This window comes from Candidatus Zixiibacteriota bacterium, assembly GCA_040753495.1.
GTDB lineage: Bacteria > Zixibacteria > MSB-5A5 > GN15 > PGXB01 > DYGG01.
The window spans coordinates 1-25467 of sequence record JBFMEF010000118.1 but is presented as its reverse complement, the minus strand read 5'-3'; the positions used below and the strand labels follow the sequence as shown (position 1 = coordinate 25467).

Sequence of the window (25467 nt, the reverse complement as noted above, 5' to 3'; positions counted from 1 at the left end):
AACCCGCCATAAACGACTACCAAATGGAAGTGGTCGGTTTTCTTGACGGGTATGAGGGCTTGATTGAAAACAGGTACAGAAAGCTGACCTCCAACGATGTCTCCGGTATTTTGACTCTCGGCGGTACCATACTCGGCACTTCCAACCGTGCCGACCCCTTTCACTTTCCGGTTCTTCAGGATGATGAATATATATATATTGACCGTTCTTCGCAGGCGGTTCAGAATTTTGAGCGGTTGGGACTTGATGTTTTAATTGCAATTGGCGGCGATGGCACCATGGCGGCGTCGGCCGGAATGACCAAGAAAGGAATTCAGATTATCGGCGTACCGAAAACCATTGACAATGACCTTTATGGAACCGATCAGACTTTCGGGTTTGATTCGGCGGTGACCACCGCTACGGAAGCGATTGACAAGGTTCATTCCACCGCCCAGGCACATCATCGCGTCATGATTGTGGAAGTCATGGGGCGATATGCCGGCTGGCTGGCGCTGGCTTCGGGCGTTGCCAGCGGCGGCGATATTATTCTGATTCCGGAAATTCCATATGAAATCGATGTCATCTGCGATAAAATTAAAACGCGCAATCGTGATGGAAGAAATTTTTCGATAATTGTTATTGGCGAAGGGGCTAAGCCTGAAGGGGGAGAGATGGTTGTTAAGCGGCTCATTGCCAACAGCCCCGACAAAATCAGGCTTGGAGGAATCTCCAATCAACTGGCCGCTCAGATTGAAGGTATCACCACTCTGGAGACACGGGTCACCATTCTGGGACATCTTCTGCGCGGTGGGACGCCAACCGCATTCGACCGGATTCTGGCAAGCCGCTTTGGGTCCGAGGCGGTCCGCCTGGCATATCAACGCAAATTCGGCAATATGGTGGCTCTTCAGGGGAATGCTATTTCCAGCATTCCTATCGAACAAGTAGCCGGCAGACTGCGCAAAGTTGAGAAGGATAATCCTCTCTTACTTACGGCAATCTCTCTTGGAACCTGCCTGGGAGTTGAAAACTCCAAGATTCTCAGCTCGTCCGAAGTCACCGTATCTTGAAATTGCACTGAAAATCTCTCATTTAGCTTCCCAACAGGCTTCAAAGAGAGTCAGTCCGCTTACTCTAATGGATTGACTTTTCCGCGGCAAATTATTATTTTCACAAACTTGAATTGCACTCTTACTTTTTTTGGAGTAACCACCGATGCCCGAAAAAATGCTGGCGGCAATGAAACTCAAAAGAGCGGTCGGCGCCGAAATGGCAGAAATTCTCCTTCCCCGGCCGAAGGCAGATGAAGTTCTTCTCAAGATAAAGGCCTGTTCGATATGCGGCACCGATAAACATATTTATAACTGGGACAACTGGGCGCAGAGCCGGATTAAACCGCCTCTGGTTTTCGGGCATGAATGCTGCGGCGAGGTTATGGAAGTCGGCTCAGCCGTGAAAAGTATCAAAGTCGGCGATTATATCTCAGCCGAGACTCATATCCCCTGCCTGCATTGTTTCCAGTGTCGCACCGGAAATATGCATCTCTGTCAGAATCTCTCCATCCTGGGAGTCGATGTTAACGGCATCTTCGCCGAATACGCCGTCGTACCCGAAGTCTGCTGCTGGAAAAACGATTCCACCCTTCCGGTGGAGATTGCCTGCATCCAGGAGCCTTTCGGCAATGCTGTTTATACTGTAATGGAAAGCAATGTCGGCGCCAAAAAAGTGGCGATTATTGGGGATGGTCCAACCGGGGCGTTTGCCTGCGGAGTGGCGCGGGCGGTCGGCGCTGTCAAGATATATAATCTGGGGATGATTCCCTTCAATCTTGACATTTGCCGCAAAATGGGAGCAGATGTGAGCGTCAACGTCATTGAGGACCGGAATTACCGGGAAAGAATTCTTGATGAAACCAACGGGGGAGTTGACGTAGTTATGGATATGGCTGGTAACAAGAGCGCCGTAAGTGACGGTTTCGCCATTCTACGCCGAACCGGAACATTTACCGCCTTTGGCATTGCCCCGGCGCCTTTCGAATTTGATATGGCGCAGAATATTGTCTTTAAAGGAGCCCGCGTGATTGGGATTAACGGACGAAAAATGTTTGATACCTGGTATCAACTTAGAAATCTTCTCGACAGCGGGAAAGTCGATATCCGTCCCGTTATCAGTCATAAGTTTCCCTTCACAGATTTCCTGAAAGCGTTTGAAACGGCAATATCGACTACCACTCCTTCCGCTAAAGTGGTGCTGACGATGTAACTGTGAGGCCGGTCACCACAGAGAATTATTCTAATATACTATAGATAAAGCAGTCATCAGGAGGATAGAAAATGCCCAACATGGGTAGATATGAAGAGGTCGTCAACCGTTTCTCTTGGGAAATATCCGAAAAAGAGCTGGGGTACCGTCCCGGTGACGTGATAAACATCGGCGAGTATTGCACCGACCGCAACCTTCGTCTGGGCAGGAAAGACCGCCTGGCGCTGATATGGGAAGGACATGGCGGCGAAGTCAGGAAATATACTTTTTATGACCTTTCGGTTCTGACCAATACCATTGCCGGTTTTCTGAAAAGTCTTGGATTGAAACCAGGAGACAGGATTTGTCTATTCATGGACCGCATCCCCGAATTGTACTTTGGATTTCTCGGCATACTGAAGATGGGCGGGATTGCTCAACCTCTCTTTTCCGCTTTTGGCTCGGAGTCATTGATTACCAGGCTGGATGATGCGCAGACCGCGGCAATAATTACACAGCGAAAACATCTGCCAAAGGTTCGCAACATCCTGGAGTCGCTTCCATATCTCAAGCATATTATTGTTGTTGATGACGATGGTTCCAAACCGCTTCGGGAGAAGGAGGTAGCGTTTCACATGGAGAAGGCGCCGCGTCTGGAAAGATTCGATATTTATCCTTCCCGCGCGGAAACGCCCTCAGTTCTCCATTATACCTCCGGCACGACGGGTAAGCCAAAGGGGGCGCAACATGTCCATTATTCGCTGATTTCGCAGTACATCACCACCCGCTATGTGCTGGATTTGCGTGAGGATGATATCTACTGGTGCACCGCCGACCCGGGCTGGGTGACCGGAACGTCCTATGGCGTCATCGGTCCCTGGGCGAATGGCATTACTCAATGCGTCCTCGATGCCGGATTCAAAGCCGAAACCTGGTACCGTTTCATTGAAAAGTACAAAATAACCGTCTGGTATTCCGCCCCGACTGCCATTCGTTCTCTCATGAAAGAAGGGGAGGAGGTGGTGCGGCGCTGTAATCTTTCGTCGCTCCGACATCTTTGCTCGGTCGGCGAGCCGCTCAATGCCGAAGCGGTGCACTGGTCAAAGAAGGTTTTTGGATTGCCGTTCCATGATACTTTTTGGCAGACCGAAACCGGCAGCATTGTCATTTCCAACTATCCGGAGATGTCGATCAAAGCGGGCTCGATGGGCAAGCCTTTTCCGGGTGTTACGGCCACGGTAGTTGATTTGAAGACATATCAGCCGGTCAATAAGCCGGGCGTTGTCGGACTCATTGCCCTCAAACCTGGATGGCCCTCCATGTTTCGCACCTATTGGCGCAATGAAGCCACCTATCAAAGCAAGTTTAAGAATGGATGGTATATCTGCGGCGACCGCGCCAGCATCGATGAAGATGGTTATTACTGGTTTGTGGGAAGAGATGATGACGTTATCAATACCGGAGGACATCTGGTCGGGCCGTTCGAGATTGAATCGGCGTTACTGGAACATCCGGCAGTCGCCGAATCGGCGGTGGTCGGCAAGCCGGACCCGGTCAATATGGAAGTGGTAAAGGCATTCATTGCCTTAAAACCGGGCAACAGCCCATCTCAGGAGCTGGAGCTCGACATAATGAATTTCATCCGCAAGAAACTTTCCCCATTGGCGATGCCGCAGGAGGTAGAGTTTGTCGATTCTCTGCCCAAGACCAGGAGCGGAAAAATCATGCGCCGGCTTCTTCGCGCCAAAGAATGGGGCGAAGAAATCGGGGATACATCAACCCTCGAAAATGATTAATTGAGATAAAGGAGTATTTGCCATGGCAGAGGTTCGTGAAGTTATATTGAACTATGTTAAGAACGAATATCTGGAGGAAGACGACGACCGTGAGGTCGGGTACGATACCCCTCTTATTTCCGGTGGCATAGTTGATTCATTCTCGATGGTTTCCCTGAAGCGCTTTCTGGAAACAAGATACAAGATTCAGATTCCGGATGCCAAAGCCACTCCGGAAGCGTTTGACACTGTTAATAATATTGTGGCTCTTCTTAAAGACTTTAACGTGCAGTAGGTGAAATATGGCATTTCCTGATGCAATCAGAGAACTCTACCGGGCGGAACTCGGCAATATTCGGGAATCTGGCATATTCAAGGAAGAGCGAATTATCTGTGCTCCCCAGAATTCTGAAATAGAAGTTGAATTTCCGGCCGGAGCGGAGCGCAAGCGCGTCATAAATATGTGCGCCAACAATTATCTGGGGCTCTCATCGCACCCCGAAGTGGTCGAAGCCGCCCGCAAGGGGCTTGATTTTCGCGGCTATGGGATGTCTTCGGTCCGTTTTATCTGCGGAACGCAGGATATCCATAAGGAACTGGAGCAGAAACTGACTCGTTTTCTCGGGACGGAAGATACCATTCTCTTTCCCTCCTGCATGGATGCCAATGCCGGGGTCTTTGAGGCTCTGTTGACCGAACAGGATGTGATGATTGCCGACCGTCTAGTGCATGCTTCCATAGTCGATGGAATGCGCCTGTGCAAAGCCCAGACCGACACCTACAAGCATTCTGACATGGGACATCTGGAAGAAAAGTTGCAGCTGCATTCAGGCGCCCGTATTAAAATGATTATTACCGACGGCGCTTTTTCGATGGATGGCGACCTGGCAAAACTGGACCAGATTGTTGAGCTTGCCGAGAGATACGGCGCCCTGGTTTTTGTCGATGACTCTCACGCTTCCGGCTTTATTGGCAAGACCGGTCGGGGCACTCACGAGCACTGCCATGTTATGGGCAGAATCGATATTATCACCACCACCCTGGGTAAGGCGCTGGGTGGGGCATCCGGCGGCTGTGTTTCAGGCCGACGGGAATTAGTGGAGCTCTGTCGTCAGAAAGCTCGCCCCTATCTCTTCTCCAATACCATACCGCCGGTGGTGGTCTCCGGGGCAAATGCGGTGATTGACCTGATAAGCAAGACCACGGAGAGGCGCGACAAACTGGAGAGAAACACCACCTTCTGGAGAAAAGGGCTTACTGACGCCGGGTTGATAATCAAAGAAGGCGAGACTCCCATTGTGCCGGTCATGCTCTTCAACGCCAAGCTCTCTCAGGACTTTGCCCGAGAGCTGTATGCCGAAGGTATCTATGCCGTCGGCTTTTTCTTCCCGGTTGTGCCTAAAGGACAGGCGCGGATTCGGACTCAGCTTTCGGCGGCGCATGAGATGCATCATCTGGAAAAGGCTCTTGCGGCATTCATCAAAGTCGGGCGAAAGTTCGATATTTTGCACAAGACCAAGCAGGAAATCATCGACCGCTTCGGCATGTAAACTGGTGAGGGCGGACCAGTCCGCCCTCCCTTTTTCCACCCAACTTCAAAAAAAGGCTTTCCAATATGGGGAAATTGGATTAGAATTATCCCCAAACTGGAGGCACCATGTATCAGCGTGTCAAATATGACCTGAGTGAAGAGCTGCGAAAAATCAGGGAAGCCGGGCTGTTCAAGGAAGAACGTATCATTCTGACAGAACAGAAGGCGGCAATAACGGTTCAGTATCCTGCCGCAGACAAGCCGCGGGAAGTCTTGAATTTCTGCTCTAACAACTATCTGGGACTTGCCAACCACCCTGATATTATTGACGCCGCCCAGAAATCGCTGCGGCGATACGGTTTCGGAATGGCGTCGGTCAGATTCATTTCCGGCACGCAGGACCTTCATAAAGCGCTGGAGGCAAGAATCTCCCGTTTCTATGAAACCGAGGACACCATTTTGTACTCCTCCTGCTTTGACGCCAACGCCGGTCTTTTCGAAAGTCTTCTCGGAGCGGAAGATGCTGTGATTACTGACGCACTCAACCATGCCAGTATAATCGACGGCATCAGGCTCTGCAAAGCCAAGCGATATATATACGAACACTCCGATATGAACTCCCTGGAGACAGCTTTGCGCGGCGCCCGGGAAGGCGTCGATATCTGGGAAGGAGATTCCCTTTCCAAAGAACCGGTACCGGTTAGGAATATCATTATCGCCACTGACGGTGTCTTTTCCATGGATGGCGACATTGCCCGCCTCAAAGAGATAACGGCGCTGGCGGAGCGGTACTGCGCACTGGTAATGGTCGATGAATCACACGCCACCGGATTTATTGGCTCAAAGGGACGGGGGGCAGTCGAACACAACGATGTCATGGGTAAAGTTGATATCATAACCTCCACTCTCGGTAAAGCGATGGGAGGCGCATCGGGAGGTTTCACTACAGGCCGCGGTGAGATTATTGAAATATTGCGGCAGAAATCGCGCCCCTATCTGTTCTCAAACACGCTGGCTCCGGTGATTGCCGGCGCGGGCCTGGCGGCTTTTGACCTTCTTGAAAAGAGCGACAACCTGCGACGTCAATTAAGGGAAAACTCCGCTTATTTCCGGCGCGAAATGACTGCCCTCGGTTTCGATATTGCCCCCGGTGAGCACCCCATTGTGCCGGTTCATCTGAGAAAATTTGACAACGACGCCTGGCTGGCGCAGAACATCTCTCGCTCCCTTTATGACGAAGGTATATACGTTATCGGATTTTTCTATCCGGTGGTGCCAAAAGGACAGTCGCGCATCCGAGTGCAGATATCGGCGGCTCACACCAGGGAACATCTGGACCGGGCGCTGGAAGCTTTTGCCAGGGTTGGCCGCAAATTCAGTGTCATAGGGTAGAACTAAAAACGGCATTTGAATTGATAAATCTGAAGAGAAATGAAGAAAGCATCGTATCTGATAAATATTACAGGTAATCATTGTATTGGAGAGATATCGTGGCATTTTACGAAGTAAAAGAATTCTTGAAAGAGGCGGCTTTCAGCAAGGGGAGTGAAGGGGGGCTTGACCAGTATGGAGGTTTGACACGAGAAACTCTGCGCAAGATGTATTACACAATGGTGCTGGCGCGGCGTATCGAACAGGAAGAGAAGATTCTCTTGCGCAAGGGACTGTGCAAATTTTTCATTGGCTGCGGGGGTAAGGAGCTGATAGATGTGGTCGCGGCGGAAATTCTTCAACCTGATGACCCATTTATCGGTTATTACCGCAACAAGGCGTTCGACCTGTATCGGGGAGCAACCATAAAACAGAAAATTCTGGAGGCAATCGGCGACCCCCGTTCGGAATCGACCGGCGGCATGCTGCAGCCGGCGCATTCTTCCTATCCCGAGAAGGCTATCCTGCCCCAGGCCTCGCCGACCGGGTCGCACGCTATGGAAGCGGCCGGATTGGGTGACGCCCTCAAAAACCCCGTTCCGATTCGCGGGGATTCCGGGATTCCGGGGGGACGGTTCCGGTCTGATGCCATTGTCTTCTGCGCCATCGGCGAGGGGGCGACTTCATCGCCGGAGTTTGGTCGGGCTGTCTTCTATTCCACTTTCAATAATACAAAGAATATCTTCGGCATCTATAATTGCGGATGGGCGATAGCCACCAGTGTCAAAGAGCAGTTTCCTGATGGCAACCCTACGTCATGTTACATCGGAATGCAGAAATATGGCTTGATGATAAAGGACTTCGATGGCACTGATATCAAAGAGGCACTGGTCAATTTTCGACAGATGGTGGAGTATGTCGGCTCCGGAAAGGGACCGGCTATTGCCAATATAAATGTCGTGCGTCTCGAATCCCATTCCGGCTCTGATGACCAGTCGCACTACATGCAAATCGAGGAGCAGCGATATCATATCGACAATGACCCGCTGCGGAAAACCGCCAAATGCTTCATTGAAGACGGTATCTTCACGCAGGAGGAGCTCCTTGCCATCTATGAAGAGATTGACTCTCTGGTCAGAAAAGCATCAGCCGAAGCGGTCGCCGATATCAGAACCAAGTCCCCCGCGGACGTCTTGGGCAAGGTATATTCATACCGCAAGGAGACAGCTCAAGCTCGATGGGAAGAATTGGTCAAACAAAGAGCCTCTCAGAGACCTGAAAAGTACCGCGAATTTCATAAGAAAGGGTATTTTGAGACTGACCGGCTGCCCGAAGAGCAGCCGCCGATGATGATGCGGCGGGCGATAAATTATACTCTTTTTGACCTTTTCCTGATGTCCAGCGATACGGTGCTATTTGGAGAAGATGTGGCTGACTTCCCCAAGGAGACGCTGGCACTGGGGGAATCGGTGACCGGCAAACTGAAAGGCAAAGGAGGAGTCTTCCTGGTCTCGCAGAATATACAGCGGGCGTTTGGGCCTGACCGGGTATTTAATACTCCTCTGGACGAAGCCGGCATTCTGGGGCGGGCGGTGGGGCATTCCTATCAAGGGCGCATTCCGTTTCCGGAAATTCAGTTCATCGACTATATGAGCCCGGGTTATCAGCAGTTGAAAGACCGTATCGCGACAACTTATCAGCGCTCCAACGGGCGCATTCGTCTGCCGATGGTGATTCGGACCTCCTACGGCGGTTACAAGCAGGGCGCCGGCGCCATGTGGCATTCCGAAGCCAATCTGGGGACTTTCATAAATATCCCTGGCATACATGTGGCGGTGCCGTCCAACGCCGCCGATGCTGCCGGTCTTCTGCGAACTGCTTTCATCTGTGGCGACCCGGTCCTTTTTTGCGAAGCGGTCGCTCTTTATAATCGCCGCGACTGGGACGGTTATAATATCCTTGCTAAATATCCGCCTATTGACCAATTAACTCCGTTTGGGGTCGCTCAAACCTACAATCCTCAAGCCCGGCAACTTCTGATGATAAGTTACGGGATATCACTGCCGATGGTCTTGCGCGTCGCTGATGAACTTGCCAGGAAGAATATTGAAGCCCGCATCCTGGATTTGAGGACGGTCAAACCTATCGACTGGGAGTCTATTGCCCTGGGAGTAAAGGACTGCTCGCGGGTCATGATTGTTTCAGAAGACAGATTTTACGGGGGAGTGGGGGCTACCGTCGCCGCCTACATATCAGAAAATCTCTTTGATTATCTCGATGCCCCGGTCAAGGTCCTGCATGCCCAGGATTGCCGAGTAGCCTATGGTTTGGATGGCGATGCTATCTGCCTGCCCCAGGCTGACCAAATCCTGGATACCGCTACGAAGTTGGTGGAATACTGAGAGGACCTTAAGTGGTACTTCCCGCCGAAGTTGTTGCTGTTTCTGCGCATGAGCCATCTTATGATGATCCCATCTTTGTCCGCAATGGCGACCAGCTGGAAACGTTTGCGAGAGATAATGCTTGGCCCGGCTGGATATGGTGTCGGCATCCTGACGGCCGGTCCGGGTGGGTGCCGGAAACTATTCTACAAGCCATTAGCACCGGGGCGTTCGCCCTCGAAGACTACTCGGCCAGAGAATTGCGCCTGAAGATTGGGGAGCGGGTAAGACTCCTGAAGACAGAAAGTGGATGGGGCTGGTGCCGTGCGGCATCGGGCGAAGAAGGCTGGGTGCCTTTGGGGGCATTAAGTTCCGAGACAACATAGTCAATAGAACATATACAAATCGGTCTTCAAATTCGGAACCATACGAGTTCATCGTGGTATAATCTGATTCAAAGACTCTTGACAACTTGAAGCAAATTTATATTTTTGACGGTCAATCAGAATTAAGACCAAGCTGAGGGTGTATGATTTCGGTACGGAATCTAATCAAGTATTACGGTTCTACCCTGGCTGTTGACAATGTCTCCTTTGAGGTTGAAAAAGGGACAGTTGTCGGATTTCTTGGTCCCAACGGCGCCGGGAAATCGACCACAGTCAGGATTATTACCTGCTATCTCTCTCCAAGTTCAGGGACTGCCCTGGTCGATAACTATGATGTTCAGACCGACTCGCTGGAGGTCCGCAAAAAGATTGGCTACCTTCCTGAGAATGCTCCGCTGTATCATGATATGAACGTCATTGATTATCTGGAATTTATGCAAAATATGCGGCGGGGAAAAAGCGGCGCCAACGGCGCCCATATAAAGACCGCGGCGGAGCGCTGCGGATTGGAGGATGTGCTGCACAAGAGCATCGGCGAACTATCCAAAGGGTACCGCCAGCGGGTCGGCTTGGCGCAGGCGCTGGTGCACGACCCGGAAATCCTTATTCTGGATGAACCAACTGTCGGTCTCGACCCAAACCAAATCATTGAAATCAGGGATCTCATTAGAGAACTGGGCCGGGATAAGACTATTATCCTTTGCTCTCATATCCTGCCTGAAGTAGAGGCAACTTGTAACCGGGTTCTCATAATCAATGAGGGCAAGATTGTAGCCGATGGGGCGCCGTCGGAGCTGCAGGCATCGTTCGAAGGGCGGGGGAAAATTCAGCTCCTTATCAAGAACAACTTCGATTCGTTTCTGGATAAGATTGAACGGCTCGACGGAGTGGAGAAGGTCATTTCCGCCGGTAACACTGAGGGCGCTCACCTCCGGCTGACGGTAGAAACTGAGAAGAGTCGCGACCTGAGGGAAGAGATTTTCCGTCTCTGTGTCGAGAACCAGACGGTGCTGCTGGAGATGAAAAGGGAAGAGACTTCGCTGGAAGATGTCTTCCGCCGGCTGACCGGAAGGGAGGATTAATATGCACCAGGTTATGGTATTGGCGAAAAAAGAATTTCGCTCTTATTTTGATTCGCCGGTCGCTTATGTGGTTATCACGCTTTTCCTGCTGATTGCCGGATACCAGTTCTCAACGGCCCTGTTTATAAATAATTCTCCCGACCTGCGCTCACTTTTTGGAATCGTACGATTTATCCTGCTCTTCTTTATTCCGGCACTCTCGATGAGGCTGATTTCCGAGGAGCGACGTCTGGGAACAATCGAGTTGCTGATGACTCTGCCCCTTAAAGAATGGCAGCTGGTCATAGGAAAATATCTTGCCGCTTATCTTCTGGTGATTGTTACCCTTCTGCTCACCATAATCCATTATATAACTATCGCCTCCCTGGGTGAGCCGGACCTGGGCGCCACTGTCGCAGGATATATCGGACTCATACTCATAGTGGGGGTTTATCTGTCAATCGGGATTTTCACATCAAGTCTGAGCCAGAACCAGATTGTCGCCTTTATATCATCTTTCGTTATCATCTTCGTCCTCTTCTTGCTGGACAAGATAGTCTTTTTCTTCCCTGGATTTCTGGCGACGCTTCTGGAGTTCTTATCGATTGATTATCACTTCAATAATATTGCGCGCGGTGTTATCGATACCCGCGATTTGATATATTACTTTTCGCTGATAGGATTATTTCTATTTCTCACGATTCAATCACTCGAAAGCAGGAAGTGGAAATAATGGCTAAAGATACTAAAACCAGATCAGCCGCCGGGATATTAATCCTCATTGTTGTCGGTATTCTTATTGTCATTAATCTCATCTCGCTAAATATCTTTTCCCGGGCGGACCTTACCGACAATAACATCTATTCCCTGTCCGAGGCTTCAAAAGACCTGATGCGAAATCTTAACGACCGCCTCAACGTAAAGGTCTTCTTCACCGATGACCTTCCCGCGCCCCATAATGGCGACGCCCGCTATCTCAAAGATATGCTGGATGACTATAAGGCATATTCGGGAGGTTATCTGCATTACGAATTTATCGACCCGGCCAAGGAGAATAAAGAGCAGGAGGTACAGGGGTATCGCATCCCTCCGCTGCAGTTCAATGTCTTCAGGAATGACAAGACCGAATTTATCAAGGGATATAAAGGATTGGTCCTGCTGTACGGCGATAAGCAGGAGGTGATTCCATTTATTGAAAACACCAATAATCTCGAATATGAAATCTCCGGCAGCATAAAAAAATTGATTTCATCGAAGATGCCATCAGTCGCTTTTACCATCGGTCATCGGGAACCGAATATGTCCGAAGGTCTGCAGTGGGCTTACCAGCTATTGCAGCGGGAGTATATGGTGCAATTTCTTGACCTTAACACCCAGAAAGAGATTGCGCAGGATTTTGATATCCTGATTATTGCCTCGCCCAAGAGCGCTTTCACCGACTGGGAAATATACTTGATCGACCAGTATATCATGCGGGGAGGACGGGTAGCGTTTCTGCTTGACCGTTTCGAGGTTGACATTGCCCAGGCACGCGTAACCCCGATTAACAGCGGACTGGACAGTCTGCTGAAGCATTACGGCGTCGGGTTGCAGGAGAATCTGGTGGTGGATATGCAGTGTAATCTGGTGCCGGTGATGAGGACTTTTGGCCAGTATCAGATGCAGAGTATTGTGAAATATCCGTTCTACCTCGCTATTACCAATTTCAACGAGGAGATACCGGTCGTAAAAGACTTTAAATCCCTGGGGCTGATATATGCCAGCCCGCTCGACCTTTCCGTGCCGGTCGGCAGCGGAACGGAGCGGGAGGTGCTTTTCGCCAGCTCCAAGCAGTCGGGTATGATTGGGCGTCCGTTTAATATCGCCCCGGAGCGGGAATTTGTAACGGCTGACTTTTCAATGTCCAACCTCCCGCTGGCGACGGTCATCACCGGTAAAATCAGAAGCTACTTTGCCGACAAAGCCAAGCCAAATTATCCCGGGGATGACACCGGTTCAGTCTCCATGGCTCCGATGGCGCTTGATTCCACCAGCGATGCCCGTATCATCGTGGTCGGAAATGGCTCCTTTATTACCGATGACTTCCGCCGCAACGAAAGCGGATTCGCGCTGCTCCTCAATATCGCCGACTGGCTGTCGCAAGATAAAGGCTTGATTTCCATTCGCTCCAAAGAAGTCGGCATGAGAGTGCTGGAAGAGACTTCCGACGGCGCCAAGAAAGTGATTAAATATGTCAATATCCTGGCGATGCCGATTGTCGTCATTCTCTTTGGTATATTAAGGTGGCAAATTCGCCGTTCGCTTCGCAGGAGGGAATCATTATGAGACGACTCTTAATCCCGGGGGGATTCCTGGTTGCCTTTCTTCTAATCTGGATAATCCAGAGCAAAGTTGAAAAGAGCGAAATGTCTGGAAAGACAATTGAGAACTTTCTCAAACTTGACCCGAGCCAGATCGATAGAATAATTCTTCAGCAGTCCCAAAACCGCTATGAATTTGAGCTCAACGACGGGCGATGGTATTTGCGGGATTCTCGCAATCGTCCGGCTGACAGTATGGCAGTCAAGAGTCTGCTGACTGCGGCGGCTGAGATGAAAGTCGGCACCATCGTGTCCCAGAATCCGGAACGACAGCAGGAATTCATGGTCGATAGCCTTAACGGCAATCTGGCGCAATTTTATACCGGGGAGAGACTGCTCGGCCAGATAATCATTGGAAAAATGAGCCCCGATTTCTCCAGCAGTTATGTCAGGATTCCGGGTTCCTCCGAAGTCTATCTGGCGGCAGGACAGTTGTCATTTAATTTTTCCCGGCAGCGCTCTCAATGGCTGGATAGGACAATTCTCTCCCTTAAGCCTGAAGATATCAATGAAGTTGAGTTTATTTATCCGGACCGCGCTTACCGCATTAAAAGAGATTCCACGAGATGGCTGGTGGCAAAGAAACCATACGCTGACGCCGTCGAAGCCGACAGCCTGAAAACGGCCGCCTTTATCAACCGCTTAAGCCGTCTGTCAGGCTCTGAATTCCCCACTGCCGACGAATCCGGCTTGATAAACTTTCAACCGCCGCTGCTGACCGTTCGAGTGACCAGCGCCGATTCTCTCTACCAACTTGATTTTGCCCCCTCGCCGCAAGATTCGCTGCGATTCTTCTGCCGCCGGGTTGTGCCTGACGATACGCTTGTGCTGAGTAAGACTAATTTTGAATCGCTCAGAAAAGATTTCGCCAGTTTCTTGCCCGATTGACAATTCTGCGCCATTTTGTTGTTGTTCCGGCAAGGAGGGGCAGCTATTTTGTCGGTAACAATCAAGGGAGGAAGCATGGCGACTTATATCATGGCTATGACCATTAATCCGAATGCCAAGAAACTCCACAGTGACTTATCCAGCCAGGTAGAAATATCTTTTGATGTATTTGCGGAGAATCATATCAAATTAATCAATCTATACGCCACCCTCGGTCGGTATGACTATCTGGCAATATTCGACGCCCCCGAACAGACCCTGGCATTCAAAGTGGCATCGGCGATTAACGCCAAAGGGATTCTTGAAACGGAAACCTGGCCGGTCATTTCATATGAGGATTTTACGCGGTTGTTGTCCTGAGTAAGCCGGATTGTCCCCAGCCCCGTTGAACCATCATTATGGCGACGGCCTGCGGAACATCTGATCAGTTTGCTTCTTAGAGAGCCCGACATCATCTTCAAGCGTCGGATTAATCTGCACCGCTGATTCATATAATCGCTCCGACTGCTTCAGGAACTGAATGTCACGGGTTATGAGATAGAGGCGATAATGGTAAAGGCCGTTGTAAAAATAGAGATAAGAATCCCGGGGATAAATATTTATTAACTGGTCAAAGGTCTTTATCGCTTCATTGAATCTCTGAGTCTGTAAATATATATTGCTGAGCAACACCAGCGCCGAACGGCTCCGGGGATAGCGGCCGAGAAATTCCCTGACAAAAATCTCTGCGCTGTCAGGTTTGCGCTCATTATAAAGGTCCGCGGCCATTTCATATGCGGTCGGTATATATCTCTGTGTCGCATCCTGCCTGTTGACGGCAATAACCTGTACTTCAACGTCTCTGGCAAAGTATCTTGTGAGAGGTAGATTCTCCACCGTTTTGCCGTAATCTCGAACCGCCGCCCCCAGATTTGCCTCATCTGTTGCCAGATGGGTCAGATTATATTTGGCAAAGAGATGGGGCTCCTTTTGCACCAATCCGAACATATAAATGAAAGAGCGGAGCCTGGTATCTATGGTTAAAGCCGAAGAGTAAGGTCCTACGATGACGGCATCTTCATTGACAATTTGAGAGAGGTCATATCCGGCTCTTTTTAAATCATACGTTGATTTATCAAGCCATTCATAGACCCAGACACCTTGATGAATGAGGAACAGAAGAACCATTACATAAGAATACTTCATTGCACCCTGGAGCAATTTGCCGAAAGCGGCAGGGAAGAGCGCTGTGAATGAGATCAGGATTATGGCTGGAATCAAGCCCCACCAGACGGCGTTAATGACATTATTATATATTGATACATTGGAAAAAATTAGAACAGCCTGCGCTCCCAGATACCAGAAAAGAAGAAAAGTCAAAGCGAACTTGAGAAAGCGTTTTGCCTTGACAAGCATTTTGTAAGGATATTGCGCTATTGTCAAGCCTATAATACCTGAGACAGGCAGCAGCAGAAAAAGCTGATAGCGCAGCGGCCTGTGATTAAATAACATCAAAAAGGCAAAACCGGCCAGAAGCCAGGCGGCATTGAAACCAAGTTGCCGCTTATGCTCGGTGGATACTGTCTCGGTTTTCTCGCGCCAAATATATATCAGGATACAGACCGCCAGCAAAAGCAACGTTCCCGGTATAAAATAGAAAAGGCGGGATTGCCCACCGAAAGTCATTGCCTGAATTATCAGACTGACCGGCGAGGTGAGGGCCGCCGGCAGCCCGTACATGCCGACTGATTGCTCCGATAAATATTGATAGACAGAATCGAAATTCTTCCCATAGTAGATATAACCTGCCACAAGAATGGTAAGGGCAAAGGAAACCAAAAGCATAATAAGGCGCTGCCGACGGCTGATTGGCTCGCCCCGGAGAATCAAATAGAGTGGGGGGATAATCATCACGATGCCGAAGGCTTTTCCCGAGAGGAAGCAGAGAGCGGCAACCGCCCCCAAAATTATCTCAGTCGCCTTGCTCCTATTGAATCGGACAAAAACAAAGTAGCATAGACCGGAGAGAAATATTAATCCGTTCTCCATGAAGGGGAGACGGCCATAAGTGAGAAGCGTTATGTCGGCCAGCAAGAGAACCGCTGCAATACAGGTCGCTTTGCGTGAATAGCGCCAAAGCCCTGCCAGGAAAAGTAAAATCCCGCCCAGATTGAGCGCCGCGGCGGAAAAATTAGCGGCGACTCGGGAAACTCCTGCAATTGCAAAAGTTAAAAAAGCGGCATAGGACGAAAGAGTGTACTTAAATACAATCCAGCGCGGGTAATCAAAAATGTCCCAGATTCCGAACAGTATCTTGTTTCGGGCATAATGGATTACATTGTAAGGGTCGGTGAGAAGGTCCTGAGTTGTACCGGCAAAGAAATAGGGAGGGTCTAAATCGAGGCGATAGAAACGAAAGAAGAGCCCCATCCCCAGCGCTGCCGCGCCCAGGAGATACCATACGGTATTCTGTAAACGATGCTTATCAGGTGATTTCATCTTCAGGAGAAAATAAACTCAGAAAAGGCTTACCGCAAGCATTCTCTTCCGGAACTCCCTTTTGTAATTTTGACGCTTCTGTTTATATTAGCGCAATGAGGTAAATGATGAAACTGCGACCGGGATACAGTCTTGCCGGCTGCTGCAATCCGTCTGAGAATGATGCCATAGTCGGTTACTACAGCCACGAAAACCTTATAAAGGTGCATCGCGCCGATTGCGGCAACCTTTCCAAAGCCGAAAAGCCGCGATTGATAAATCTAAACTGGGCAGAGATTATGGAGAAGGATAAAGCCATGCCCCGAATTGAGCGGCAAATCCTCGAACCGGTCGATTATTTAATCTTGCAACACCACAGCGCTTACGGTGCCGATTATTCGCTGGCAGTCGCTGCTCAATTGCGAAAAGATAAAGAACTGATTTTCAATCGCCATGACTTTCTCAGGGAGAAGGGATTCCTCAAAAGAGTCGAACCGGTTATGATTCAATATCGCAAGAATATTGTCAAAGGAAAATGGATTAAACATCGCAATCACACCTATTATGAACTGACCCGAAAGGGAAAGAACGCTCTGGAGCAGCCGCTTCGCGAGAATCAACTCCGACCGCGGGACTTGTCCGAATGATAACTGTCCGCCGCCTCAATCTATTAGTCTTGATTCGACGGCATCGGGCGCCTTTGTCGGCAGACGGAACTGCTCGGAGCGTTGTTTAAGAACATTTCTCAGCCACTCTTCCGGATACCCCACTTCCCCGGGACGACCAGTAGAGTCCTGCATATATCCGTCATTATATTTCCTTATCAATTCTACCGCCAAGTCTCTCCATCGCGCCATTACCCGCTCGCCACCGTTGACGGAATAGTCGGTGAGATAACGTATCGCCAGCGTCCGGTCGCTTTCGATTAGATGTAAGGCGCTCTTTTCCACCACCGGCTGCAGTTGAAGAAAAGTGGCTTCGATTTCACTCTGTACCGCCTGGACATCCTTAATCATGTAAGAATATTTCAAATTGGCAAAGTTGGCGACAAAATTGAATACCCACCAGGCAGACTCCCAGCTGAACCGACTCAGTTCACCGACGTTGTAAGAATGGGGAATTTCGGATATGGAGCAGTATAGCGGAAAATAGCAGGTAGTATAAGTGTCATCAACGCCATACCAGAGCAGACCCCCGACATCATCAGGAAGATATGCCCGTGATTGAGATATAAAGGAGAAGGCGGTTTGCTGCGTTGAAATCGGCCTTTCCCAGGCATATTCCACCGAGTCCACCACCCAATTCATCGGTCGCCAGCGATAGGGCGAATTATACGGACCGGCATCGATGCCCTGTGTCATGTCATAGGCGGTGCCTTCATAATGGTCCCTCATCAACGACATTACATCCGCCACGGAAATCTTATGGTCTGGTTTGACCCAGAGGGGATATGGTTGCGCCCCGGGGAGTCCCCGATGAAAATCAGGAGAGAGATTAAGAGACGGAGCGGCTCGACGAAAAAGGCTCCATACTCTTGTCTCCGCATATCTCTGATTCTTGGGAGTGGGGGGACAATAGATATCGCAGAAACGAAAGGGCTTGCCGCTCTCAGGATTATAATACCCCATCTCGACGGCGAAACTTATCACGTTCTCCGAGTATAGGCAGTTCTTGGAGTCGTCCAGCGGAAATTCTCCAATGCGCGCCTTGTTGGCATGGGCGGCGATATATCCATCCGGTACCCTCAGAGCCACCCAGACTGCTCCCTTCCTGACCGGACCCATTCCAATCAGTTCCATTATCCAGACTTCTTTGGTATCCGCTATGGAGAAAGATTCGCCGGTAGCGCCGTAACCGTACTCGTTACATAGCGCCGTCATTACATTTATGGCATCGCGGGCAGTTTTCGACCTCTGCAGCGCAAGGATAATCAGGTCAAAGTAATGCAGCATCCCCTCCTTGTTTTCCAGTTCCGGGCGGCCGTCAAAGGTAGTTTCGCTGATAGCCAGTTGATGTTCATTCATCATTCCGACCACGGCGTAGGTATGCGGCACCTGAATGATTTTACCTTTCTTTTTTCCATGCCAGTCCACGATTTCCAGGGAATCGCCGGCGGCATAATCTGCGGCCGGCAGATATTCCAGATGCGGATGAAACTCGCCGTCACAGGTGTAAGTAATCATGGTGGAGCCGTCAGTTGACGCTCCGGCTGTCACCAAGAGGCTGGTGCATCCGGCGGCATCCAGGGCAATGAAAAAGAACCATACTACTATGGTTAGAATAACGTTTCTGAGCATACAGTCCTCCCGAGCAATAATAATCTAAAGATAGGGGCTACCCGGGTTTATGACAAATAAATAAAAAAAGGAAGAGCCTGCCGACTCTTCCTTTTGGCTGAATCTTTCTTGTTTTATGGGCAGTTAGGATCGGGCCCGTTCTTAAAGAGGAAACTTATCAGATAGGTGGCATCAAGAATGTTTATTCCACCGGTGTTATTGACATTGGCAGCCTGCAGCGGAACCGGCTCAGGACCGCTCTTAAACAGGTAAGCAATAATGAAAGTGGCATCCAGAATATTTATCGAACCGTTTCCGTTGGCATCGCCGCAAATGAATGACGGCGGCACTATCTGTCCGCGGATTTCTTCGGCCGGGAAAGCAGTCGAATGAACATTGGCATAAAGTTCCTTCTGCAGTAAGTCCACAATATCGAGCGGAGTCAGGTACCAGACATCCTTAATCGGGCTTATGGGGCTGGAAAACCCAAACAATATACCGCCGGTTATACACGGGCCTCCCAGATGTATATGGCCATCTACCGGGCTAGATACATTATGGGTCAGGGAAACGGTCAATTCCCGTCCACCCGGCTTCAACACCACCGTTCCGGTCCCTAAGGCAGTGCTGCCGGTGCCGGCGCAGTTGTTTGCCTGATTGTCGTCCAGATAGAACTTAATCGATATCGAATCCATCAGATTGTATTGCCCGCGTATTTCCCCGGCCGGGAAAGTGGGGGAGTGAATATTTATATAGAGATTGCCGTCGAGCAGATTTGTCAAGTCGTTGTTGCTGAGGAACCAGGTGTCGGATATAGGGCTGACTGGACTGCTGAAGGCAAATTGAATGGGACCATCGACTCCCGGGGCGCCCAGATGGATATGGGCATCGACCGGATTAACGACATTATGCTCGCAATATATGCTGAGTTGTATCGGCTTATATGGGTCGGTTTTGAGCACTAAGGAGCTGAATCCTGTGGCGGCGCTGCCGGTATTGCCAGACTGCTCTTCATCCAGCCGCGATGCAAATACTAAATCCGAGTTGACATATTGTCCCCTGATTTCCCCTGCCGGGAAGGCTGTCGAATGAACATTGATATAGAGATTCCCAGACAGAAGGTCAATAATATCCTGTTTGCCAAGCATCCAGGTTCCGGTAATTGGGCTGACCGGATTGCTGAATCCGAATTTGATTCCACCTTCAACGCCGGGCGCCCCGATATGAATATGCGCGTCCGCCGGGGAGGTAACATTATGCCTGACGGTCGTCGAAAGCTCTTTGCCGTTGGCATTGAGTAACCCGATGGCAACTCCATTGGCAAAACTGCCGGTTCCGGCCCCGCCATTTGACTGCGCTTCGTCAAGCGTAAATAAAAATCTGATTTCGGTCGGGACAATCTGCCCCCGGATCTCGCCGGCAGGAGACGATGGTGAATGGATATTCACATAGAGATTGCCGGCAAACAGGTTGGCGACATCAGTAGGCGTCAATGCCCAGTTTTGCACAATCGGACTGACCGGTGACGAGAACGGAAAGACTATCCCTCCTTCGACACAGGGAGCGCCCAGGTGGACATGCGCATCAACCGCCCCCGCAACATTATGGACAATATGAAAAGATAGCTGCGTCGAATCGCTGCTTAAGACAGCCACTCCAAATCCGGTTGCCGCGCTGCCGGTCCCGGCACATGAATTCGACTGGGCTTCATTCATAAGGAATACAAAGACCGTGGATTCAGCCGGCGCCGGCGCCATGAATATCGTGTCCACCATGGTCGGATGATAGGCGCAATGGTAGGGAAAGGGACCGGGGCCATCGCCGGCAGTGAAGACAACATCATAAGTATCGCTCACCGACATATCGCCCGAATTCCAGCTTTTAGGAGAGCCAATATCCGATGTGGTAGTATGGATAATACCGCCTACCATTGTCCAACGAACGGTATCCCCGGGATTTACGGTCGTATTGGGGGGGCTGAAGAAGAAATTGCCGATGCTGATATTGTGTATTACCGCAGCGGCGCTGTTGGTGAGGACAGCGATAAAAATCACTGGCAACAGGAAAACTCCGAGCATTCTCACTCCTCGGCGCATTGAATCCTCCTATGATTTAGATAAGACAGAACGTTGACTAAACGAGTCGATATTTACACTAACATTTTGCTTTTGCCAAATGTTCCATTAATACCGCTGTTTTTGGGACAAAAATAACGGCGATAAATCGACCCATTTATGAGAATGCTGGCCGGGGAGGTCAGATATCCGGGCAGAGGGAAAATCCGGATAACCGATGCTGTCTTCCGGATGTCATATTATATGCTGGCGCCTGCCACCGCTGAATGCAGCCGGCTTAAGAAACCGGGTGATTTGCCGCGGATTCAATTTTCGACAGCAACTGCGCTACATCAGGTGGTTTCTCAATGAAAGCAAACGGTTTTGGCATGGTGGCATGGTCGCGACCGAAAAGCTCGTTATAACGGCCTACACCGCTGATAATAATGACCGGCGTGCCTTTCAGAGCCGGGTCTTTTAACAGGTTTCGATAGAATTTGATTCCCGTTTCCCGCTCCATAATCACATCCAGAGTAATAACGTCAGGCTTAAACGATTTCGCCAGGTCATACCCGTTGTCGCCGTCGGATGCGGTTGCCGTTTCATAGCCTTGCTCGGCAATAAGTGACTCAAGGTAGAGTCTCATGTCGGCTTCATCATCCACGATTAGGATTTTCTTCTTCATTATCTTTCACCTCTCAGGTTCTGTTTAGTATTAACAAATTATTTTACTTTCTGAGGGAATTTCCCCGTCGTCTTAGTCTTTTCCATCTCTTTGTGGCATGAGCGGTTGTCGCGGCAGGACCACCCGGAACCGGGAACCTTTACCGACCTCCGATCCCAATTCAATCTTGCCGCCGTGTGCGCCGACAATTCTGTTGGCAATATAGAGTCCAAGGCCGGTCCCGCCGGAACCTTTGGATGAAAAGAACAGCGAAAAGGCTTTCTCACGGACTTCTTGTGGCATGCCGATGCCGTTGTCGACGACATCTATCTGGACAGAATGCGTGTTCCCGGTGAGATGAATATCCACCTGGTGATGATTTTGGCGGCTGTCAAGGCGGCAGGCATCCAGAGCGTTTTCAATTAAATTAGCCAGCATGGAGCGAAGCGCCCGGGCGTCGGCCTGGATGATGCCGGCAGACGGCTCGACATCAAGATTCATATTTATGCCGAGTTCCTTTGCTTTGGAAACGCTCTGCTCGGCAACTTCCTTTACCAAACCGACAGTATCAACTGGCGCCAATTCCGGTTGCCGGTCTTTGCTAAAATAGAGGATATCGAGGACGGTCCGTCGGACATGTCCCACATTGCGCATGACCATTTCCCATCCGGTTTCGATTCTCTTGCGGTCATCTTTGCTGAGTCCGGAGTTAACCAGATAGATGCCTCCATCAAGGCCGCTGAGGAATCCTTTCAGGTCATGTGAAATGCTGCTGATAATTAAACCGATGGAGGAAAGCTGTGATTGAAGTTGGCGAACCTGCGTAATATCGGCGCTCATTTCCATGACCAACTCAATCTCCCCGCCGCGACCGCGTAAGGGAGCGGTGGTTACCATGACATTGATGGGATTACCGGATGCCGGCGTGACTACTTCTTCATGCAGATGCACCTTGCCGTCCTCGAACGTTTGTTGCACAATGCAGGGGTAGCATGCCTCCTCGCGATGCTTATAGACCTTATAGCATTTGTCTCCGAATCTGGTCTCAAAGGTTTCTCGGTGGAGCCGATTGGCTTCAACAATTCTTAAATTGCGGTCCTGGATAGAGATAAAACAAGGCACCTCCTCAAACAGCAGACGATAACGATTCTGGCTGTCGCGCAGTTGCTGCTCCAAAACACTCAAGTCGGTCACATCGGTGGACATTTCGAGCACGGCGGTAATCTCGCCGCGGTCGTTTGTAATGGGAGTGGTATTGACCAGTACCGATACCTCGCGTCCGCCGAGGGTCCGCACAATTTCGCGGCTCTGATTGGAGCGCCCGTCGCGAAAAGTCTTCTCCACGGGGCAGATTTCGCATTTTTCGGAGCGATGTTTATATACCTGGTAGCAAAAGCGGCCTTCGACTTCACCAAAGTCATCGCGGAATAGGCGGTTTGCCTGTACCACGTGAAAATCCCGGTCCTGCACTGTGATATAGCAGGGCATTGAATCAAAATAGCTTTTGAACAGGTCGTTCATACGGCTCTTTTCCGGTTCATAATTTGCGACTTTCTGATTTGACGTCATCCTTGAGATGGGGAATCTTCAGTATCTTCCGCACGTTAAGCAGAAGCTGCTCCTCATCGACTGGTTTTCCCATGAATCCTTCGGGAGGAGTCACCGGCCGGTCGTAAATCAGTTTCCGCAATTCGGGCTGGCCGGTAATGATACAGACCGGAATGTTCCGCAGGGCGCCGTGAGAGCGAAGTTTTTCAAAGAGCTCCTGTCCCGACATTCCCGGCATTGACAAGTCGAGCGTAATAAGGTCCGGTTTCATGGACTCTGCAATCTTCAGACCGGCATCGCCGTTGTAGGCGCTCTGCACTGTCGCCCCGTGGTCTTCAAATACCGCCGAAGCATAGACGACAAAGTCAGGCTCGTCGTCTATGATCAGGATGGTGCGCCCGGCCAGAGAACCATCGGCTGCCACGGCCGCGACTCCGACGGTCGGAACTGTCACCCGCTCCGGCACAACCAGGGCTGACGCCACCAGATTGACCAGCTGCGTAACTTTCATCCCCAGCTGGTAATGTTTAATCAGGTCGGATAAGCCATCCACACAGTTATGGCAGGAGGTGACCACGATTCCGGCGCCGGTTGCGCGCAATTGGTCGGCTTTGATTTTCGCTGATTTAAGACGACGCGGCGTATATTCCGACATCGACATGGCGCCGCCCCCTCCCGTGCAGCAGAAATTCTCCGCCCGGTTGGGATACATCTCCTGAAAAGATTCGACCACATATTTCAACAGCTCCCTGGGCTCTTCGGTCAAACCGCAGCTTCGGGCGTTATTACAGGAGTCATGGAAGGTAACGGTTACCGGATTGCGGGATTTATCTACTGATATCCGTTGTTCCTGTATATAGCGGAGCATGGTTATGACCGACGATTCCATTTCAAAATCAACATCATATTGCGCCCAGTTCTGCCCCTCGCAGCGGGTGGAGCGATACCCATGACCACATTCCGATATGACCAGTTTCCGTCCTTTGAGTTCGGTGACCTTATCATACAGACGGCGCGCCACTACGCCGCCGAGCTCATCATCACCGGAGAAGAGACCGAAATTAGTCATGTCCCATCCTTCACTCGGCATGGTCCAATGCTCACCGGCAAGGTAGAATATTCTGGCGGCATCGGAAATGGTTCGCGGGTCATATTTGATTTCGCGCGGATTGACGGCGTAGACGACGTTTGCATTCTTAACATCGATAGGGATGCGGGCTCTGGGGTCGCCGTATTCTTCCTCCAGTTCGTCCGAAAGCCACTCCAGGGTCTCGAGATAGTCTTCTTTGAGGACACCCATCTGGTTGCCGATTTCCCACTGGTCTTTACTGACTACGGCTACTCCCTCGGGCATTATCCCCACGGAGACCAGTAAACCGCGCGCCATGCGGTTGAAGGTCGGATAGTCAACACCCATAGGGCAGTTCAGCGTGCAACGACGGCAGTTGGTGCATTTGCCGAAGACGGTATCTTTGAGTTGCTCCAGTTCTTCATCGCTGTAAAGGCTTCTCGCCTTAACCCACCAGGGAATTATCCGACCGGTCCAGTCATAGTGGCGCTTGAAAAACTTGCGAATCTGGTCGGCTTTATAAGAAGGGGCAAAAGTCGGGTCGCCGGGATTGGAGAGGACATAATGGCATGATTCGGTACATATACCGCAATGGACGCAGGCGAGTAGCGAAGTCATCATCTGACGATTCAGTTTCTTACCCATCCTGTCGATGACAACTTGGGCTCGATGCGACCTGGTTTTGTCTTGTATTCTCATATATTAGTTCCTGATGGGAGTTCTGAGGGATTTACTCTGAGCGGATGCGGCGTCTCTTACAGGAAAGACTCCGCGGCGCCCCATAGTCTTGCCGAGATAATAGCGGGCAAAGGGATAGTACAGGTAGTGGGAGATTTTGCTGAAAGGGACATATATCAGAAAGAAAGCGGTCAGGAAGAAGAAGAGGAGGTGGATAGATTCTCCGCGGGAGAGATCGTTCGGCGCGGCAAGAAAGGCAAAAAGAAACCAAACGGTCAAAAGCAGCAGAGAAAAGTAATCATCGGGAGAGCTGATGGCTCGCATATACGGGCTGGTAACTCGTCGAATAATCCTGATTATCCCGACGGCAAAAGCGGCCGCAATCAGGACGCGAAGGAGGATGAGTATTGGCGCTGAAGAAAGTAATCCCGGAGAGTAAGGGATAATGAATGAAAGCCCTATGGCGGCGACAACTCCGAGGTGAAACATCACAAACTGAATATACAGCAAGATTTTGCTTCGGGTGCTTTCCATGCCCCATGGCATAGCAACGTTTGCCAGGGAGTAATAGATGGCGGCTCTGGGACGGGCAAGTCCGGTACCAGTGGGTGCCTGACGCTCCCGACCCGGTTTGCGTCGAGTCAGCCAGTACAAGCGGGTAATATAAACCAGCGCCATAAAGAGCAAGGCGGTTTCCTGCAGTCGGTACTCAGAGAAATGTAATAATTGACTCATTAGTGCCTCC

Annotated in this window: 21 protein-coding genes; 14 read left to right on the top strand and 7 right to left on the bottom strand. The window is 50.4% G+C overall.

Annotation, left to right across the window (positions count from 1 at the left end; genetic code table 11):
* The 13 genes from AB1690_07795 to AB1690_07735 all read left to right on the top strand — a co-directional run.
* The coding region (locus AB1690_07795; GenBank protein ID MEW6015210.1) for an ATP-dependent 6-phosphofructokinase at positions 1–1052 on the top strand (1052 nt) is incomplete at its 5' end.
* Between the two features lie 145 nt (positions 1053–1197).
* Entirely contained in the window at positions 1198–2244 is a 1047-nt protein-coding gene (tdh, locus tag AB1690_07790) for an L-threonine 3-dehydrogenase (GenBank protein MEW6015209.1), read from the top strand.
* Between the two features lie 71 nt (positions 2245–2315).
* Positions 2316–4019 (top strand): acetate--CoA ligase, encoded by a 1704-nt coding sequence (acsA, locus tag AB1690_07785; GenBank protein ID MEW6015208.1) that lies wholly within the window; start codon positions 2316–2318, stop codon positions 4017–4019.
* A gap of 22 nt (positions 4020–4041) precedes the next feature.
* A complete protein-coding gene (locus AB1690_07780; protein MEW6015207.1) occupies positions 4042–4293 on the top strand; it encodes an acyl carrier protein in 252 nt (83 codons plus the stop codon).
* Positions 4294–4300: 7 nt separating this feature from the next.
* Complete coding sequence (gene kbl / locus AB1690_07775) at positions 4301–5548, top strand: glycine C-acetyltransferase (GenBank protein MEW6015206.1); 1248 nt, start codon at positions 4301–4303, stop codon at positions 5546–5548.
* A 107-nt stretch (positions 5549–5655) separates the two neighbouring features.
* A complete protein-coding gene (kbl, locus tag AB1690_07770) occupies positions 5656–6921 on the top strand; it encodes a glycine C-acetyltransferase (GenBank protein ID MEW6015205.1) in 1266 nt (421 codons plus the stop codon).
* A gap of 98 nt (positions 6922–7019) precedes the next feature.
* Complete coding sequence (locus AB1690_07765; GenBank protein ID MEW6015204.1) at positions 7020–9302, top strand: thiamine pyrophosphate-dependent enzyme; 2283 nt, start codon at positions 7020–7022, stop codon at positions 9300–9302.
* A gap of 11 nt (positions 9303–9313) precedes the next feature.
* A complete protein-coding gene (locus tag AB1690_07760; GenBank protein MEW6015203.1) occupies positions 9314–9667 on the top strand; it encodes an SH3 domain-containing protein in 354 nt (117 codons plus the stop codon).
* A gap of 143 nt (positions 9668–9810) precedes the next feature.
* Positions 9811–10749: an ATP-binding cassette domain-containing protein gene (locus tag AB1690_07755; protein ID MEW6015202.1), complete on the top strand. Its 939-nt coding sequence runs from the start codon at positions 9811–9813 to the stop codon at positions 10747–10749.
* Position 10750: 1 nt separating this feature from the next.
* Positions 10751–11461: an ABC transporter permease subunit gene (locus tag AB1690_07750; protein ID MEW6015201.1), complete on the top strand. Its 711-nt coding sequence runs from the start codon at positions 10751–10753 to the stop codon at positions 11459–11461.
* Positions 11461–13053, top strand: coding sequence for a GldG family protein (locus AB1690_07745; GenBank protein ID MEW6015200.1), 1593 nt, complete (start codon positions 11461–11463; stop codon positions 13051–13053). The genes AB1690_07750 and AB1690_07745 overlap by 1 nt, the downstream gene beginning before the upstream one ends.
* Positions 13050–13976, top strand: a complete 927-nt coding sequence (locus AB1690_07740) for a DUF4340 domain-containing protein (GenBank protein MEW6015199.1) — start codon at positions 13050–13052, stop codon at positions 13974–13976. Before AB1690_07745 ends, AB1690_07740 begins: the two co-directional genes overlap by 4 nt.
* 48 nt (positions 13977–14024) lie before the next feature.
* Positions 14025–14336, top strand: coding sequence for a GYD domain-containing protein (locus AB1690_07735; protein ID MEW6015198.1), 312 nt, complete (start codon positions 14025–14027; stop codon positions 14334–14336).
* Between the two features lie 36 nt (positions 14337–14372).
* Here AB1690_07735 and AB1690_07730 read toward each other — a convergent pair whose 3' ends face one another.
* Complete coding sequence (locus AB1690_07730) at positions 14373–16454, bottom strand: hypothetical protein (GenBank protein MEW6015197.1); 2082 nt, start codon at positions 16452–16454, stop codon at positions 14373–14375.
* Between the two features lie 104 nt (positions 16455–16558).
* Here AB1690_07730 and AB1690_07725 point away from each other — a divergent pair, with 104 nt between their 5' ends.
* On the top strand, positions 16559–17080 hold the full coding sequence (locus AB1690_07725) for a DUF2250 domain-containing protein (protein ID MEW6015196.1): 522 nt from the start codon (positions 16559–16561) through the stop codon (positions 17078–17080).
* Positions 17081–17095: 15 nt separating this feature from the next.
* On the opposite strand, the gene AB1690_07720 is transcribed toward AB1690_07725, so the two are convergent.
* The 6 genes from AB1690_07720 to AB1690_07695 all read right to left on the bottom strand — a co-directional run.
* On the bottom strand, positions 17096–18730 hold the full coding sequence (locus AB1690_07720) for a C69 family dipeptidase (GenBank protein MEW6015195.1): 1635 nt from the start codon (positions 18728–18730) through the stop codon (positions 17096–17098).
* A gap of 113 nt (positions 18731–18843) precedes the next feature.
* A complete protein-coding gene (locus AB1690_07715; protein ID MEW6015194.1) occupies positions 18844–20805 on the bottom strand; it encodes a CHRD domain-containing protein in 1962 nt (653 codons plus the stop codon).
* 256 nt (positions 20806–21061) lie between these two features.
* Positions 21062–21448: a response regulator gene (locus AB1690_07710; GenBank protein MEW6015193.1), complete on the bottom strand. Its 387-nt coding sequence runs from the start codon at positions 21446–21448 to the stop codon at positions 21062–21064.
* A 72-nt stretch (positions 21449–21520) separates the two neighbouring features.
* Positions 21521–22948: a PAS domain-containing sensor histidine kinase gene (locus AB1690_07705; protein ID MEW6015192.1), complete on the bottom strand. Its 1428-nt coding sequence runs from the start codon at positions 22946–22948 to the stop codon at positions 21521–21523.
* Positions 22949–22964: 16 nt separating this feature from the next.
* Entirely contained in the window at positions 22965–24743 is a 1779-nt protein-coding gene (locus tag AB1690_07700) for a response regulator (protein MEW6015191.1), read from the bottom strand.
* Between the two features lie 3 nt (positions 24744–24746).
* A partial coding sequence (locus tag AB1690_07695) for a hypothetical protein (protein MEW6015190.1) occupies positions 24747–25467 on the bottom strand: 721 nt, incomplete at its 5' end.

Bases quoted from the DNA above. Each gene is read 5' to 3' on its own strand.
- tdh (MEW6015209.1), top strand. From the start codon at position 1,198: ATGCCCGAAAAAATGCTGGCGGCAATGAAACTCAAAAGAGCGGTCGGC.
- acsA (MEW6015208.1), top strand. From the start codon at position 2,316: ATGCCCAACATGGGTAGATATGAAGAGGTCGTCAACCGTTTCTCTTGG.
- AB1690_07780 (MEW6015207.1), top strand. From the start codon at position 4,042: ATGGCAGAGGTTCGTGAAGTTATATTGAACTATGTTAAGAACGAATAT.
- kbl (MEW6015206.1), top strand. From the start codon at position 4,301: ATGGCATTTCCTGATGCAATCAGAGAACTCTACCGGGCGGAACTCGGC.
- kbl (MEW6015205.1), top strand. From the start codon at position 5,656: ATGTATCAGCGTGTCAAATATGACCTGAGTGAAGAGCTGCGAAAAATC.
- AB1690_07755 (MEW6015202.1), top strand. From the start codon at position 9,811: ATGATTTCGGTACGGAATCTAATCAAGTATTACGGTTCTACCCTGGCT.
- AB1690_07750 (MEW6015201.1), top strand. From the start codon at position 10,751: ATGCACCAGGTTATGGTATTGGCGAAAAAAGAATTTCGCTCTTATTTT.
- AB1690_07745 (MEW6015200.1), top strand. From the start codon at position 11,461: ATGGCTAAAGATACTAAAACCAGATCAGCCGCCGGGATATTAATCCTC.
- AB1690_07740 (MEW6015199.1), top strand. From the start codon at position 13,050: ATGAGACGACTCTTAATCCCGGGGGGATTCCTGGTTGCCTTTCTTCTA.
- AB1690_07730 (MEW6015197.1), bottom strand. From the start codon at position 16,454: ATGAAATCACCTGATAAGCATCGTTTACAGAATACCGTATGGTATCTC.
- AB1690_07725 (MEW6015196.1), top strand. From the start codon at position 16,559: ATGATGAAACTGCGACCGGGATACAGTCTTGCCGGCTGCTGCAATCCG.
- AB1690_07720 (MEW6015195.1), bottom strand. From the start codon at position 18,730: ATGCTCAGAAACGTTATTCTAACCATAGTAGTATGGTTCTTTTTCATT.
- AB1690_07715 (MEW6015194.1), bottom strand. From the start codon at position 20,805: ATGCGCCGAGGAGTGAGAATGCTCGGAGTTTTCCTGTTGCCAGTGATT.
- AB1690_07710 (MEW6015193.1), bottom strand. From the start codon at position 21,448: ATGAAGAAGAAAATCCTAATCGTGGATGATGAAGCCGACATGAGACTC.
- AB1690_07705 (MEW6015192.1), bottom strand. From the start codon at position 22,948: ATGAACGACCTGTTCAAAAGCTATTTTGATTCAATGCCCTGCTATATC.
- AB1690_07700 (MEW6015191.1), bottom strand. From the start codon at position 24,743: ATGAGAATACAAGACAAAACCAGGTCGCATCGAGCCCAAGTTGTCATC.